We start from the raw sequence: 15,621 nt of genomic DNA, 5'->3' as shown, positions 1-15,621 counted from the left end.
GCCCCACAAGGGAGTTACATTCGCAATTGGTGGACGGGTAGGGTCACGAAGGTAGGCGATCGCAATGCCTGCGGCACCCACGTTGTTATTCAATCTGGTGCATGGGAACACACATACTGTCATATGGAAGGGCACGTAGAAAGTGCAAATGGTCGTCGTTATTTAATAGACAGAGCAGGCGGAATTCAACTTTGGGAAGGACAGCAGGTACAAGCCGGATTTAGAATTGGTCGAGTAGGAATGACTGGGCGTACAACTGGTCCCCATCTGCATTGGGGATTAAAATACGCTAAAAACTACGTAGATCCGGCGACAGTCCTACGGGCAATGTTCTCACAGCAACAACTTGCAAGAGCATCATCACAACGATGGACTCCCCGACAATCGCAAGTTGTGATTGAGGAGTCTAAAGGTATAAGTGATTCGGGGTATTAAATGGGTTAGTAGTTAGTGGTTAGTGGTTAATAGTTGCTACTAACTACTAACTACTAACTAATATTCCCTAACCAAACACAACAATTTTTTGTTTTTCTGGTAACTGAGTATACTCAGAAACAATTTTGCGGAATTGTTCTCCCTCAATAGTCTCCTGTTCAACCAACAAATCTACTAAGCGGTCTACTAAAGAACGGTTTTCACGGATGATACGACGGGCTTCTTGGTAACATAAATTTGCCATTGCCCGGACTTGTCGGTCAATTTTGGTAGCCATTTCTTCCGAATACTCAGAACGGCTCATCCAATCACGACCCAGGAATACGTCACTGTTTTGATTTTCAAGAGCCACTAAGCCCAAATCCGACATTCCGTACATTGTGACCATCTTACGTGCAAGATTCGCTACAACTTTAAGATCGTTGCTAGCTCCACCTGTAACCTCAAATTCTCCAAATACCTCTATTTCGGAAGCCTTTCCACCCAAGGTCATGGTGATATTGTCCATCAACCAAGCCCGAGTATAAAGACCGCTGTCTATCATTTCCTCGTTAAGAATTTGCTGTGAAAAACCGCCCACTCCTCCAGAACGGGGAATAATTGTCACCTTATTCAGCGGGTCAGCATTTTCTAGGAGTGTCGCCAAAAGAGCGTGTCCAACCTCATGGTAGGCAATCAACCGCTTTTTCTTGCTATCTAATAGTGGATTAAGAGTTAGACCAATTGTCAGACGGTCAATAGCATCATCAATTTCTAGCTGTGTAATTGCCTCTTTACGTCTGCGTGCTGTTAAAATAGCCGCTTCGTTTAAAAGGTTTGCTAGATCTGCCCCTGTAAAACCTGGTGTGCGGCGGGCAACGATTTCCAAGGAAACAGATGGATCGACTTTCTTATTACGAGCATGAACTTGTAAAATTGAGAGACGACCTTTACGGTCGGGAGCGTCTACAATTACTTGTCTGTCAAATCTTCCCGGTCTGAGTAAAGCTGCATCTAAAACATCCGGGCGGTTGGTAGCAGCAATAATAATAATGCCAGTATTGCCTTCAAAGCCATCCATTTCCGTCAGCAATTGGTTGAGGGTTTGCTCCCTCTCATCATTTCCACCACCAATTCCTGCACCCCTTTGCCGTCCTACAGCGTCAATTTCATCAACGAATAGCTTGTCTTTGCTCTTTAATAATTTCTTGAGCTAAACGAATATCTTTTTGAATCAATCACTGCACTTATGTAAACTCTGGCGAACTAAATCACGGAAGGCGGAAATTTGTTGCAGAAAGAAAATTGAACCTGCAAGACAGATACTTGCACCGAGGATGACGGTATTAACAGCACCAAGACTACTTGCGAGTGCGCCAGCAACTAAGTTACCCACAGGTACTGCGCCTGTAGATGCCATAACGTAAAGACCTGTGATTTGTCCGCGATTTTCATCGGTCAGCAACAAATGAAGCAGGGTACGTCCGGCAATTATCTGTAAAATAAAGCCGAAACCAGCTGCCAAAAGTGAGACCAGCGAAAGCCATAACATATGGGATAAAGCAAAGACAATTAAGCTCACCCCCATCAAACCCGTGCCGAATGCCAGAACTTCTCCTAAACCAAACACATTTTTATGCCAACTCAAGTAGATTCCACCAATTAAAGTTCCCAAACTGGAAACTGTCATCAGAACGGCAAACGTGTTAGGTCCGCCATTCAAAACCTCTTTAGCAAAAATGGGTCCCAAGGCTAGGTAAAATCCCCATACGCAGCAGACTAAAGCTGAACCCATCAAAACTGACCGAATTGGTAAAAACCCAAAGGCGTAGCTAAAACTAGCTCTCAATTCTTCTAAGGGTTTCCGTGTGGAAATGTGGGCTTTTTTGGATGTCAGCCGCATTGCTAGGAGGGCAATAATTACGGCAATATAACTAATACTATCAAGTAGGAAACAAAGCCCGAATCCAATCAAAACAATCAAAACGCCCGCAAACGCAGGTCCAAGGATACTAGCAACACTCACAAGGGAGGAGTACAAGGCGATCGCATTGCCAAGATTTTCCTTCCCAACTGTTTCCGGTAGAAAAGCTTGCCGCGTCGGAATATCGAACGCGTTGATTATCCCTTGCAGTACACCTAGAAAAACAATGTGCCAGATGTTAATAGTACCACTCAAGGCAAGCCAGGATAGAACCAAAGACCGAAGCATTCCTAGAATTTGCGCTACAAGCAGAATGCGGTGACGCTTCCAGCGATCGGCAGCAATTCCTCCCAGAGGAATGAAAACAAAAGTAGGAATCTGGCTGGCAAAGCCAACCAGACCGAGTAACCAGGCAGAATTGGTAAGGCGATATACCAGCCAGCTAGTAGCTACTTGAGTCATTGACGTACCGATCGCAGAAATTGCCTGACCCATGTAGTACAGGCGAAAATTTCTGGAACGAAAAGCACGGAGCATGACCTACAATCTCACTCACTTAGGTGGGATAAAAAACCAATGTTCGCAGTTCGATACTCTCCCTTGGAGGAGCGTCTGATGGGCTTGTCGGGTCATCAAATGCTGTGTGGGCGGTGAATCGTGCGCGTCCGTCTTCTGCGGAGTCAAAACACTTGATCAATAGTGCCTCGTCCTTTTGCATTTGTGGAAAATAGAACCACCGATGTTCTGGATTGTACGTGACTGCATAGGTTTCACCAACGCGATCGCGATACACAAGATCGCCAGCCACAAGGTCTGTTGGTGCAATACTTTGCGCGTCAAACGCAGTTGTATCGATAACTCTGGTTCCATCTTGATTAAATGTCGTGATGGTTTTGGTTGTGCTGCTACCCGATGCGGAGATTGCAACACTATCAAACAACGGTGCGCGGTTGGTATTACGAATTGTAATTGGTACGGTAATACTTGTTGTCTGATTAACTCCCGTATATTTTAAAGCAAATTATTGACTGTCATTAACAATTTAGCACGATATGTACGAAAAAACCACAACTTCAACTAAATTCAATCCGGCTTGAGCGAGCGCTTGGAACTTGATGTTGTTAAAAAGAGTGAAAATTTTTCTGCTAACGGAGTATCATTAAAGAACCTTTTTTACTTGATAAACTTCTTGTTAACTAGAGCCAGAGAAAGTTTGGCTTGTTCTAACAAGTGTACTAAAGAACAAAAAATATGGATAAACTTATACTTTGTACTCGGCAATTTGGAAAAGCAGCGAGATTGCATCTTGACGAAGCTATTTTGTTAGGAGAAATGTGCTTGCTCCCAAACTTTTGCCATGAGCCAGCCACATATGAAGTTATTAGCGCATTTGTAAATAGTGTGAATCACCAAAGTTTATACCGGGAAAAGGGTGGCATGGGCGGGCTAACCGTATTTGCCAAACCCATAAATCACAGCTATGATAAGGATAAAATTAGCACTCTCCGTATTGCAAATTTGTTAGAATTTAGCGGACATTTATATCCAGAAATGAGAGATTATTCATTCGGCAAATATTGGGATGAACTGGATGTTTACCGCCGCTCTGAATTTTTAAATCAAGAGACATTTAAGACGTGGATAGGTGGCTTTTGGCATGCGCCAAATTTTCAAGAATTTCTGAAGATAATAATAAATAAAATGTTCGGTTCTCCCAATCAAAATATTTCTTTTTACTGTCTGGTAAATGATGAGAATGAAAACACAGACTTTGCACCATACATTTTTATTGGCAATAGCTGCATTTTAACCATTGCCAGACGATGGATACTGTAGTTGTAGCAGCTTATAAATAGTTAGGTTACTCTTTTGCATTATCGAGGGTCTCTCAAGAGTGTTCTCTAGAAGTGCGGTAGGATATTGAACTGTAACGTAATTTCTGTATTTGATGGTATTTATAGATGTGGTTGCTGAGTTATATCAAGTCCGCTTAATTACTTTTATTTCCAATTCTACCCCTCCCCAACCCTCCCCTTGCTAAGGGGAGGGTGCCGTTAGGCGGGTGGGGTATTTTTTCCATAAGTGTTTAACCGGACATGATATTATGGGCAGGAAAGAAACTACGGTTCAAGAACTGCTAAGACGTTATTTACCTGAGTTAATTTATCTCTATCACTATCATTTGTAGCTAGTTGTAGATTTAGGGTGCGGTTGCGATCAACAATGGAGTTGACACAGGGCATTTTGGTTTGTGCCCTGTAAGCTCGGTAGTTAGTCCCAAATCTCATCAAAATTGAAATCATTACCAAAGATCTCGTCAAACTCGGGATGACCATCTGGGAAATTGGGGTCTTGTTCTTCGGTTTGAGGTGCGGTGCTGCCAACGTAGATTGTGAGTGTCTGAGTATCACTAGCGTGGGCATCAAGTGCTATGGCTCCAATCTCATTTTTCTCTGCCTGCGACCCACCCGTGTTAGCACCATTTCCATTTCTCGCCAAGCTACGTCGGTTTGGCTTATTTGCTAACCGGGGAGTTATCAACTTTGCCAAAGTTGTGAGTAAATCTTGGGCAGAACCCGTCCATCAATTTCGCCGCGAACTTGGCTTACCGGCTTTAACTGGCAATCCTTTTATTGACGACAAGTTTTCACCTTACCTAGTTCTTGCCCTGTTTTCCCCTGTTCTGGCAAAACCCCAACCTGATTGGGCGTATAACACAATCATGACAGGTTTCACATTTTATGATGGTAGTTCGGATAAGACAGAACTTATGCCAGAACTCAAGCAATTTCTGGATGCAGGAGAACCGCCCATTGTTTTTACCCTTGGTTCTGCAGCAGTCATGTCTCCTGGCAACTTTTATCTAGAAAGTATCAAAGCCGCAAAGCACCTCAATCGCCGTGCTGTGTTGTTGATTGGTAAAAATCAGCCTCCAGAGAATCTTTCAAAAGATATTCTTGCACTTAGCTATGTACCATACTCGCAAATTTTTCCTCACGCCTGTGCCATTGTCCATCAAGGAGGAATTGGGACAACAGCCCAAGCATTACGAGCTGGTCGTCCTAGCTTAGTCATGCCCTACAGCCACGACCAACCAGATAATGCAGCAAGAGTTGAACGCTTGGGAACTGCACGCACTATTCTCCGCAAACAATATTCAGCATCACGGGCTGTAAAAGAGTTACATGAGTTGTTGGAGAATCCCAAATATGCAGCCGCCTCTACAGAAATTGGATGCATTGTTCGGGCAGAAAATGGGGTGCGAGTTGCTTGTGATGCAATTGAGCAACATTTGGATTAGCAACTAATCCGATTTAACCCAGTCGGTAGGGTGCAGGCGGTGCAAATGTTGTAGGAGATACTATTAAGTTTCCAACTAATCCGATTTAACCCAGTCGGTAGGGGGTTAACGTTATGAAGAATTTCATTGAGGATATCTTCGTTTCCAACTAATCCGATTTAACCCAGTCGGTAGGGCCGATCAAAATGCGGATATTAACCAATCAGAAAGTGAATGGTTTCCAACTAATCCGATTTAACCCAGTCGGTAGGGGGGATACCTTTGGTTCCGATTATGCTAAACAGGGATAGTTTCCAACTAATCCGATTTAACCCAGTCGGTAGGGCCAAAATGTGATGCAAATCAACAGGCAAGTATTCAGGTTTCCAACTAATCCGATTTAACCCAGTCGGTAGGGACGATACCCCCAAATTCCAAAACCTCATCCAGAGAGTTTCCAACTAATCCGATTTAACCCAGTCGGTAGGGAAAACCCTTTTCAGCAAATTTGTACAGGTTGATAAAAGTTTCCAACTAATCCGATTTAACCCAGTCGGTAGGGCCCCATCGGCATTATCCTAACCTGCATTAGCGTTTCCAACTAATCCGATTTAACCCAGTCGGTAGGGAGTTCGTCTAGGAGCCTTTACCCAGTAAGGGTTCTAGCCACCAAATCGACGCACCTCTCAAATCATTATAAATCGGCAGCTCCATTTTTGATGCTATGATTGACCCATCCGCGATTTTGAACCATGAAAACTGCATACAAACTCGTTTTTGGGCTCTTGGGGTTACAATTTCACTGAATCCCTATCAGGGATTGAAACTCATCAATGAGACCTTTGCTGGCGACTTCTCCGCTGTTACAATTTCACTGAATCCCTATCAGGGATTGAAACCTGAATCTGTGCATTTTGCTAAAGAATACGATTCCGTTACAATTTCACTGAATCCCTATCAGGGATTGAAACACTCGCCAACAACGACAAACTTTCACCACCGAATAAGGTTACAATTTCACTGAATCCCTATCAGGGATTGAAACGATTGCCCCTTCGTCGCAAGATTGAGGGTTTGAGGGTTGGTTACAATTTCACTGAATCCCTATCAGGGATTGAAACTGCGATAAAAGCTCGCCCGACGCTTTTGTGCCGTTACAATTTCACTGAATCCCTATCAGGGATTGAAACATAGTGAATATGGTCACTGTGGTGCTAGTCCTTTAGGGTTACAATTTCACTGAATCCCTATCAGGGATTGAAACAATTTGGCTGCACACAAAGTACTGGGAATGGTATCGTTACAATTTCACTGAATCCCTATCAGGGATTGAAACTCAAGTTGAGTTAGGTAAGCGCTTTTACGCTTGTTACAATTTCACTGAATCCCTATCAGGGATTGAAACAGGAACAAACTGCTTAAGCCTAAGAAGAACTACGTTGCGTTACAATTTCACTGAATCCCTATCAGGGATTGAAACTCTACCCCGACCAAAGAAGTTTTCAATCAAATCCCGTTACAATTTCACTGAATCCCTATCAGGGATTGAAACCCCTATTACTATCAACAGGGACATCATTTTTATCGTTACAATTTCACTGAATCCCTATCAGGGATTGAAACATTAAGGATGTAAACAAATGATTGACCCAAACTTGAGGTTACAATTTCACTGAATCCCTATCAGGGATTGAAACGCTTATGGGGTTGCCATCCCTGCATCTGCCCGAGTTGGTTACAATTTCACTGAATCCCTATCAGGGATTGAAACAGTAGCTCAGCTACTGACTTTCCAAACTGTTTAGGTTACAATTTCACTGAATCCCTATCAGGGATTGAAACGACATTTTCAAGTAGTACGTGGTTCGGTGATGTCTGTTACAATTTCACTGAATCCCTATCAGGGATTGAAACGTTGATTAAATCGTCAACATAAGCTTCAGCGAGTTACAATTTCACTGAATCCCTATCAGGGATTGAAACCCAACCACGTATATACTCGATGTTAACCAAGGTAGTTACAATTTCACTGAATCCCTATCAGGGATTGAAACATTAAAGCTATCAGGTTTATTGAACTTGAAATTCGTTACAATTTCACTGAATCCCTATCAGGGATTGAAACTCAATATAGGGCTTCAAGCTTGTGAAACGTGGGTTACAATTTCACTGAATCCCTATCAGGGATTGAAACGTCCCCCTCTCCCCTCTTAGTCTTCTCTTTACGGGCAGTGTAGGGGGCTGTTACAATTTCACTGAATCCCTATCAGGGATTGAAACCTCTCAGGAGAGGATTATCCCAACCGATCTGGGGAACGAAATGTCCCGGTCTTATTTAGAGTACGCGATGAGCGTGATTGTAGGTCGGGCGCTGCCAGATGCCAGGGATGGTCTGAAACCTGTGCATCGTCGCATCCTCTACGCAATGCACGAACTGGGTTTGACTGCAGATCGCCCCTTCCGTAAATGCGCTCGTGTCGTAGGGGAAGTGTTGGGTAAATATCACCCCCACGGCGACACAGCGGTATATGACGCTTTAGTGCGGATGGCGCAGGATTTTTCCATGAGATCCCCCCTAATTCAAGGACATGGAAACTTTGGTTCTATAGACAATGACCCACCTGCGGCAATGCGATACACGGAATGCCGCTTGCACGCCTTAACTACTGACGCTTTACTGCAAGATATCGAATCGGAAACCGTAGATTTTGCTAATAATTTCGACGGATCTCAACAAGAACCTACGGTACTACCAGCACGCGTCCCCCAGTTGCTGCTCAATGGCTCTTCTGGTATTGCCGTGGGTATGGCAACCAACATCCCACCCCACAACTTAGGGGAATTGATTGATGGGTTGGTAGCACTGATTCACAATCCAGAAATCACCGATATTCAACTCATGCAGCATATCCCCGGTCCTGACTTTCCTACAGGAGGTCAGATTTTAGGGACTGGGTCAATTAAGGAGGCATACACAACCGGGCGCGGTTCTATCACGATGCGTGGTGTGGCTCAAATTGAAACCATAGAACAGCGGGGACGCCCAGATAGAGAAGCAATTATCGTCACGGAATTACCATACCAAACCAACAAAGCAGCACTGATAGAAAAAATAGCTGAGTTGGTAAATGACAAGAAAATAGAGGGAATTGCAGATATCAGAGATGAGAGCGATCGCGATGGTATGCGAATCGTGATTGAACTCAAGCGCGATGCTTATCCCAGGGTTGTACTGAACAATCTTTACAAACAAACGCCAATACAAGCCAACTTCGGGGCGAATATGCTGGCGCTTGTCAATGGCGAACCTCAAATTCTCACCATCAAGCAATTCTTACAAGTCTTCCTGGATTTCCGCATAGAAGCCATTACCAGACGCACTCAATATGAACTGCGGAAAGCCGAGGAACGCGACCATATCTTACAAGGGTTATTGATTGCCCTATCTCACTTAGACGAAATTATTAGCTTAATTCGCCATGCTCCTGATGCGCCTACAGCTAAAGGAGAGTTAGTCACAACCTATGGACTCTCAGAAGTACAAGCAGATGCAATTTTGCAAATGCAACTGCGCCGTCTGACAGCCCTAGAAGCAGATAAAATTCGCTCAGAACACGAAGACTTACAAGCCCTCATAACTGACCTAAGGGATATTCTGGCGCGACGGGAGCGAATTCTGGAAATCATTGAAACTGAGGTTAAGCAACTCAAAGAGAAATTTGCAACCCCCCGCCGCACAGTCATTTCACCTCTGGAAGGGGAAATAGATGACCGCGACCTCATTGCCAACGAAAAAGTTGTCATTTTGCTGACCGAGCAAGGTTATATCAAACGGATGCCAGTGGTTTATTCCCTTAGCAGAAGAAACTGGGCTGATTGTGCCGATTGGTTATTGGGTGTTAGGCGAAGCTTGTCGTCAGATGAGGGTTTGGCAATTGAAATTTCCTACTCACCTACCCTTAACTGTCAGTGTCAATATTTCTAGTAAACAGTTTTCCCACCCCCATTTGATTGAGGAAATTCGCCAAATTCTGCAACAAACTGGTCTAGAAGGCAGCAGTTTAAAGTTGGAAATTACTGAAACTGTAATAATGGAAAATTCTGATTCCGCTACGGATATGCTTTTGCAATTGCAACAGATGAATATTCAGTTACATCTAGATGATTTTGGCATAGGTTATTCATCCTTAAGTTACCTGCACCGTTTTCCCTCTAGTGCATTGAAAATCGATCGTTCATTTGTCAGCAACATTGGCAAGCGTGGAAAAAACTTGGAAATTATTGAGGCAATTATTTCCCTGGCACACAGTCTTAACATAGATGTCATAGCAGAGGGTGTAGAGACTATGGAGCAATTAACACAACTGCAAATCAAAAAATGCCAATACGCACAAGGATATATTTTCTCCCAGCCACTTGATAGTCAATCAGTAGATAAATTACTGGCATCTAGCTTGCACTTTCAGTTCCAATTCCCCTTTAAGGACGAACAACCCTAACCAGTTAACTTTAATTGTGCTGACCTACTTACTTAATGTGCTACAGCCCCACCTGTAGGCTTAACTTTTTTGATAAATAAAATTGCCAGACCGCTAAGTAATAAAGCAATACCAATAAAATAGAAACAATCGTTGAAAGCCATAACAAAAGATTCGCGACGCACAATTTTGTCAATAGCGGCTATTGCCTGATTTTGTGCTGTATTTAAATCGACTCCGCCACGATTGGCAAAATACTGTGTCAATTGATTAATCCGCTCTTGAGTGGCTGGACTATATATAGATATTGATTCCCCCAATCTATTAGAATGAAATTGTTCTCTGTTGGTTAATAAAGTGGCTAATGCTGCAATTCCTATAGAGCCACCTAAATTACGCATCATATTAAATAAACCACTTGCAGAACCAGCTTCTTTAGGACTTAAACCAGCAGTAGCTATAGAAGTTAATGGCACCATAATCAGTGGTTGTCCCATGGCACGCACAAGTTGTGACCACCGCAATTGGTCTAGCCCCGTTTGATAAGTCATTCCTGCATTCATAAAGACACTTATGGAAAACAAAGCTACACCTACAGCAACCATTAACCGTATATCAATGCGTTGCATGATTTTGGGGATGAACGGAATAATAAATAATTGAGGTATACCTGCCCAAATAAGGACCTCACCAATTTGTAGAGCATTGTAGCCTTGAATTTGTGCGAGATAGAGCGGCAAAATATAAATAGAGCCATACAATCCCACTCCTAAGGAAACATTTACGACACTCGCTAAACCAAAGTTACGGTATCGCAGCAGCCGCAAATTAATAAATGGTTGTCTGCGAGTTAACTCAATCCAAAAGAATAAGGCTAGAAAAATAGCTGCTATGATACTTAAGCGTACAATTATGACAGTACACCAGTGACAACTGGAATATCCTATGGAAAGAAATATTGGTTTGTTTTGCGCTTTTGCTGTTGCAAGTGCTTCGTCGCACCAAGACCACCAATCAATGGGGTTTTCAGCATGTTTGCGAAGGTAGAGGCTTTTAGCTTGAGCAAGGCGATTAGTCATTTTTAAGATATATGTGGAAAGCCTTATTTGCCCAGTCTAGCCTGTTACAGGCGTGGTGACCTACTCCTCCTTCACAAACTCCTTACACAAATGTATTCCTTAAGATAGAGGCAAATGTAAATTTTTCCAAACTCTACACTTTTATTGGGCAGAACGAGGCAGCGCATTTGCAATTGGCACGGGTGCTATTGTTGAAGACTGCCCTACATTTCTCTCAAGAACTGTATTTGGGGTAAGACCTGCGATGAGGTGGAGCAAGAAAGTGATAATAGCAGCTTGAATAAATTTGTCCAGCATGGCGGGCTCCTCTGGCTTTAGATGGATGGCAGCTTTTATTTAATTTGTTAATCCAGCGCACCCTGTATTCAATATCTACTGGTAATGGTAATTCGATTCCGGAAACCTACCTGTAAAAAGTGTGACAGCTTTATAAAAGGTAAGAAATATGGTGAATGGTTGGTAAATAGTAGTTAGTTGTTTACCACTAACTATCAACCACCCACCACATTGAGTTCGGGTTTTGGGACAACAACTAGTTGTTGCACCCGATAGAATATACGTAAAATAAGTACAAGTGGGTTTAATGATTCCAATCGTTATAGAACAATCGGGTCGTGGCGAACGCGCCTTTGATATTTACTCAAGGCTGTTGCGTGAGCGCATCATTTTTGTGGGACAGCCGATTGATGATACCGTTGCTAACTTGATTGTTGCCCAACTCCTGTTTTTGGATGCAGAGGACTCGGAGAAAGACATATATATGTACATCAACTCTCCAGGCGGTTCTGTCACCGCAGGAATGGGGATGTATGATACTATGAAGCACATTCGCCCGGATGTCTGTACAATTTGTACTGGATTGGCAGCAAGTATGGGCGCTTTCCTCCTTAGCGCTGGTACAAAAGGTAAGCGGATGAGTTTACCTCATTCCCGGATCATGATCCACCAACCTTTGGGTGGTGCTCAGGGACAAGCAACGGATATTGAAATTCAGGCACGGGAAATTCTCTATCACAAGCGGAAGCTAAATGAATACTTAGCTGAGCACACAGGTCAGCCTTTGGAGAAGATTGCTGAGGATACTGAGAGAGATTTCTTTATGTCTCCTTATGAAGCAAAGGATTATGGCTTAATTGACCAAGTGATTGACCGCCACTCTGCTGGTAGCCGTCCAATGGCTGTGGTTAGTCAATAATTAATAGTCCCAACTCAAGGGTCAAGAGTCAAGAGTCAAGAGTTTCTTCTACTCTTGACTCTTAATTTTTCATCTGGATTGAATTTGTGAACTACCCACACTTCCGAAAAGCGCGGTAAGTGATGGGCTTCGAGCTTCATAGACCGTTGCCTTTAAATCTTGCGATTTGCAGGTCTTACATAGGTGGATACCTTAGTAAATTAAAGTATCCCGCCTGAACTTTGTCTAATTGTTGTTTTTCTAATTCAGTAATTTCAGGTAAGTTATCTTGCCATTCCCGAAAAAATTGCCGCTCGCGGATTAGCTGTAGTCCCCATAGAGTTTCTAATTCTAGTAAGGTGATATCTTTCCCTTGGATTGTTTGCACCATAATTAATTATGGATTAAGGAATACTAATGTATTATATCATGTTCGGTTAAACACTTGTAATAAAAATACCCCTCCCTAACCCAGACCTTATTAAGGGGAGGGAAATTAAATCAGCTGAATTCCCCCCTTTATAAGGGGGGATAAAGGGGGGTAAATTCAACTTGTGTACATTACCTTCTCTATTCCCTATCGCTTTTAATAAATTATCGATGTACAGATTCCAATAATTTCATTAAGCATTCTCCCTCCTATATTTTCTTTCTAAAGGGGATTTTATTCTTGTTACGACTGCTTTTTAGTGGCAAGCGCATAATTAGCAACTTAAGTTAGTACCATCGCTAAGTTGAGCAATTTCTTCCTTTAACCCGTCCAGTTCTTTCTCTGCCATAGACAATTTCAAAGTTGTCACTAATTCTCTTGCTACTTGTCTATGCTTGGGTGCAATCCATAGTGTAATCTGTCCTGCTTTGTTTCCTGGAACATCACTGACTGTAACCATACTTTTTGTTCTAATAATCAACCTAGTGATAAACCAAATGACTTGCAGTTCAACAGAGAAAATTTCCTGGATAGGTATGGTCACTTCTTTGATATCTGACTTCAGTACACCGACAAGCCCATCTTTTATTTGGAATTCAAGAAGCAGTCCAGCTTCGCTAGCTTTAGCTATGCCGTTAGCTTCAGCAAACCCTTGATATACGTTCATCATTGAAAACGGAAGACTAATAAATTGTGGCATGATTAACCTCCAAACAGTTGTTGCTGTTGTTTTTCTAGCACTGCGATTGCTTTTTACACCGAGTAAAGCGAGCTAACTTATCAAGTTCAATATCGTTTGATATTGGTCAGGGCATAAAAAACATCACAAATTTCTTCGCGATTGTAACTTGCATGCGAAATCGGCTTTCTTTTTTCACCCGATTTATTTTAGGTTTTATAACTTCACAGCTAACTGTCCATTCAGATAAGCGCAACGAACTTGAAGCATTTGCGGATATTTAGTACGTTCTCACACTCTTACTCCCTTTTTGGTGTAAAATTAGAGACTTATTTTTTCTTTTTCTTGGCGTCCTTGGCGTCTTGGCGGTTCCATAAAAAAGGGTTTATAAACCGGATTTAGTATGATTTTGGCTTTGCTCAATTTCTGTTTAAAGCCCAATTCGCTCAACCGGAGTGATGTACGGCATATATCTAGACTGCTCAAAAGCGTATATTTCTGGTTCTTGCGTACTTAACGTGCTAAATTATTAAGATAATCTGGAGTAATAATGAGCTAATTCAATTATGAAAAGAATAATGACCCAACTCCTAAATTTGCCGGAAGTAGTAGTAGAATCAAGTCTACAAGCTGGAGTAGAAAAATTTGTCTGTGTTGGCACCATCTGCGCCTATCCCAAATTTACCCCAGTTCCATTTAAAGAAGACGACTTGTGGGAAGGCTACCCAGAGGAAACCAATGCGCCCTATGGAATCGCAAAAAAAGCCCTTCTCGTTCAACTACAAGCTTACCGCCAACAGTACAACTTTAACGGCATTTACCTATTGCCAGTAAACTTATACGGACCTGAAGATAATTTCGAGCCCAGAAGTTCTCACGTTATCCCAGCGCTGATTCGTAAAATTTACGAAGCACAGCTCAAAGGAGAAAAGAAACTTCCAGTTTGGGGTGACGGTAGCCCAACTCGCGAGTTTTTGTATTCAGAAGACGCTGCACGAGGTATCGTGATGGGTACCCAATACTACAATGAGCCCGAACCCGTCAACTTGGGAACGGGGTATGAAATTTCCATCAAGGATTTGATTAATCTCATTTGTGAGTTAATGGAATTTGACGGCGAAATTGTTTGGGAAACAGACAAGCCTAACGGTCAACCCCGCCGTTGTTTAGACACCGAACGGGCAAAGAAAGCTTTTGGATTCAACGCCCAGGTAGAATTCAAGCAAGGGCTTAAGAATACGATTGACTGGTGGCGTAAAAACGCTGCTGAATAATATAACTTCCTTCAGGGTAAGCATTATTTACTACATATAAAATTCGCAAAATAGCCTCAGGATGGAAACTTGAGGCTATACAAATGTAGAGACGCGCCATGGCGCGTCTTTATGTTATTTGCGGCATTATATATAATTCAAATGAGAACCGCCATAGCTGATGATTTCGTAAGCACTGCCCACCAGCCCTCCTACAAAGAAAGTGCAAGATGTCAGTAGGGATAAAGCCCACCTATTTGATTATAAATTCAATCAGCTTATATGCAATTCAAGAATTAATATAAATCTCATTAAAAAAATAAGTCTACACAAACGCCAAAGTGGTCGCTTAGTGGTTTACCATTAGTGTTACTACCCTGCCATTTATTCACATTTTTTACTCTTTTTGCCCATGTTGAACTGAGGCAAATACGATCGATGTTATAGCCAATTTCATCATTAGCAGTAACACAAACTAAGTTACTTTGCTGCAACCCATTATTAAGCATATCCCGTCCTTTGAGGGTTCCATAGCTAAAAGGCTGGTTCAAAGCTTCATTAAAGTCACCAGCTACACATAAAGGCAAAAGTTTGTTCAACTTTTTCCAATCTCGACTGTGACTTTGAATTGATTCATAGTGGCGTTGCCAAATTTTTGCCTTCCCGTTTAGAACATCATCATGGGCATAAGTGATAATTGTTCCATCAACTAGCAAACTCTCTATAGGAGTTAAAATTTCCGCACAAACACCAGTCCAAGGGTCATGGGTTTGCCAATATCGCATAATAGGCAAACGAGACCAAATAGTTGTACATTTAAAACCATTCCATTCCGGTTTGGAATAACTAGAGCATCGGTACAGAAATCATAAATAACCTAGTTTTGTGTAGAGACGCGCCATGGCGCGTC

Annotated in this window: 13 protein-coding genes, 3 pseudogenes and 1 CRISPR repeat array; of the genes and pseudogenes, 7 read left to right on the top strand and 9 right to left on the bottom strand. The window is 42.4% G+C overall.

Annotation, left to right across the window (positions count from 1 at the left end):
• The coding region (locus ACYRY3_RS01230; protein WP_460200016.1) for a M23 family metallopeptidase at window positions 1-435 on the top strand (435 nt) is incomplete at its 5' end.
• A gap of 67 nt (window positions 436-502) precedes the next feature.
• Here ACYRY3_RS01230 and ACYRY3_RS01225 read toward each other — a convergent pair.
• From ACYRY3_RS01225 to ACYRY3_RS01215, 3 genes and pseudogenes are all read right to left on the bottom strand, one after another.
• Window positions 503-1,597: pseudogene (locus ACYRY3_RS01225) on the bottom strand (ATP-dependent metallopeptidase FtsH/Yme1/Tma family protein); the annotation flags it as partial.
• Between the two features lie 51 nt (window positions 1,598-1,648).
• Window positions 1,649-2,875 (bottom strand): MFS transporter, encoded by a 1,227-nt coding sequence (locus tag ACYRY3_RS01220; RefSeq protein WP_460200015.1) that lies wholly within the window; start codon window positions 2,873-2,875, stop codon window positions 1,649-1,651.
• Window positions 2,876-2,894: 19 nt separating this feature from the next.
• Window positions 2,895-3,176: pseudogene (locus ACYRY3_RS01215) on the bottom strand (CmcJ/NvfI family oxidoreductase); the annotation flags it as partial.
• A gap of 413 nt (window positions 3,177-3,589) precedes the next feature.
• On the opposite strand from ACYRY3_RS01215, the gene ACYRY3_RS01210 reads away from it, so the two are divergent.
• Window positions 3,590-4,174, top strand: a complete 585-nt coding sequence (locus ACYRY3_RS01210; RefSeq protein ID WP_460200013.1) for a hypothetical protein — start codon at window positions 3,590-3,592, stop codon at window positions 4,172-4,174.
• Between the two features lie 435 nt (window positions 4,175-4,609).
• Here ACYRY3_RS01210 and ACYRY3_RS01205 read toward each other — a convergent pair whose 3' ends face one another.
• A complete protein-coding gene (locus ACYRY3_RS01205) occupies window positions 4,610-4,888 on the bottom strand; it encodes a hypothetical protein (RefSeq protein WP_460200011.1) in 279 nt (92 codons plus the stop codon).
• A 4-nt stretch (window positions 4,889-4,892) separates the two neighbouring features.
• Between ACYRY3_RS01205 and ACYRY3_RS01200 the strand changes: the two genes are divergently transcribed.
• The 3 genes from ACYRY3_RS01200 to ACYRY3_RS01190 all read left to right on the top strand — a co-directional run bounded on the left by ACYRY3_RS01200 (window position 4,893) and on the right by ACYRY3_RS01190 (window position 10,117).
• The gene (locus ACYRY3_RS01200; RefSeq protein ID WP_460200010.1) at window positions 4,893-5,639 is read left to right on the top strand and encodes a glycosyltransferase; all 747 of its coding nucleotides are present in this window, start codon (window positions 4,893-4,895) and stop codon (window positions 5,637-5,639) included.
• A gap of 769 nt (window positions 5,640-6,408) precedes the next feature.
• A CRISPR array of direct repeats spans window positions 6,409-7,898; the repeat unit is 37 nt; unit sequence GTTACAATTTCACTGAATCCCTATCAGGGATTGAAAC.
• Between the two features lie 40 nt (window positions 7,899-7,938).
• On the top strand, window positions 7,939-9,603 hold the full coding sequence (locus tag ACYRY3_RS01195; RefSeq protein WP_460200009.1) for a DNA topoisomerase (ATP-hydrolyzing): 1,665 nt from the start codon (window positions 7,939-7,941) through the stop codon (window positions 9,601-9,603).
• Window positions 9,497-10,117 carry an EAL domain-containing protein gene (locus tag ACYRY3_RS01190; RefSeq protein ID WP_460200008.1) on the top strand — a complete coding sequence of 207 codons (621 nt, stop codon included), beginning with the start codon at window positions 9,497-9,499 and terminating at the stop codon, window positions 10,115-10,117. Before ACYRY3_RS01195 ends, ACYRY3_RS01190 begins: the two co-directional genes overlap by 107 nt.
• A gap of 32 nt (window positions 10,118-10,149) precedes the next feature.
• Here ACYRY3_RS01190 and ACYRY3_RS01185 read toward each other — a convergent pair whose 3' ends face one another.
• Window positions 10,150-11,175: an MFS transporter gene (locus ACYRY3_RS01185; protein WP_460200007.1), complete on the bottom strand. Its 1,026-nt coding sequence runs from the start codon at window positions 11,173-11,175 to the stop codon at window positions 10,150-10,152.
• A 141-nt stretch (window positions 11,176-11,316) separates the two neighbouring features.
• Window positions 11,317-11,472 (bottom strand): hypothetical protein, encoded by a 156-nt coding sequence (locus ACYRY3_RS01180; RefSeq protein ID WP_460200006.1) that lies wholly within the window; start codon window positions 11,470-11,472, stop codon window positions 11,317-11,319.
• 286 nt (window positions 11,473-11,758) lie between these two features.
• Between ACYRY3_RS01180 and clpP the strand changes: the two genes are divergently transcribed.
• Window positions 11,759-12,370, top strand: a complete 612-nt coding sequence (clpP, locus tag ACYRY3_RS01175) for an ATP-dependent Clp endopeptidase proteolytic subunit ClpP (RefSeq protein WP_460200005.1) — start codon at window positions 11,759-11,761, stop codon at window positions 12,368-12,370.
• Between the two features lie 178 nt (window positions 12,371-12,548).
• Here clpP and ACYRY3_RS01170 read toward each other — a convergent pair.
• A pseudogene (locus ACYRY3_RS01170) lies at window positions 12,549-12,740 on the bottom strand (restriction endonuclease subunit R); the annotation flags it as partial.
• 313 nt (window positions 12,741-13,053) lie between these two features.
• Window positions 13,054-13,479: a hypothetical protein gene (locus tag ACYRY3_RS01165; protein ID WP_460200004.1), complete on the bottom strand. Its 426-nt coding sequence runs from the start codon at window positions 13,477-13,479 to the stop codon at window positions 13,054-13,056.
• 545 nt (window positions 13,480-14,024) lie between these two features.
• On the opposite strand from ACYRY3_RS01165, the gene ACYRY3_RS01160 reads away from it, so the two are divergent.
• Window positions 14,025-14,732, top strand: coding sequence for an NAD-dependent epimerase/dehydratase family protein (locus ACYRY3_RS01160; protein WP_460200003.1), 708 nt, complete (start codon window positions 14,025-14,027; stop codon window positions 14,730-14,732).
• Window positions 14,733-15,022: 290 nt separating this feature from the next.
• On the opposite strand, the gene ACYRY3_RS01155 is transcribed toward ACYRY3_RS01160, so the two are convergent.
• Window positions 15,023-15,496 (bottom strand): hypothetical protein, encoded by a 474-nt coding sequence (locus ACYRY3_RS01155; protein ID WP_460200002.1) that lies wholly within the window; start codon window positions 15,494-15,496, stop codon window positions 15,023-15,025.
• Window positions 15,497-15,621 lie beyond the last annotated feature (125 nt).

The sequence above is a fragment of the Scytonema sp. NUACC21 genome, from assembly GCF_054684315.1.
Note: the sequence above shows the minus strand (reverse complement) of the source record. Positions and strands in the feature narration are given on the sequence as shown.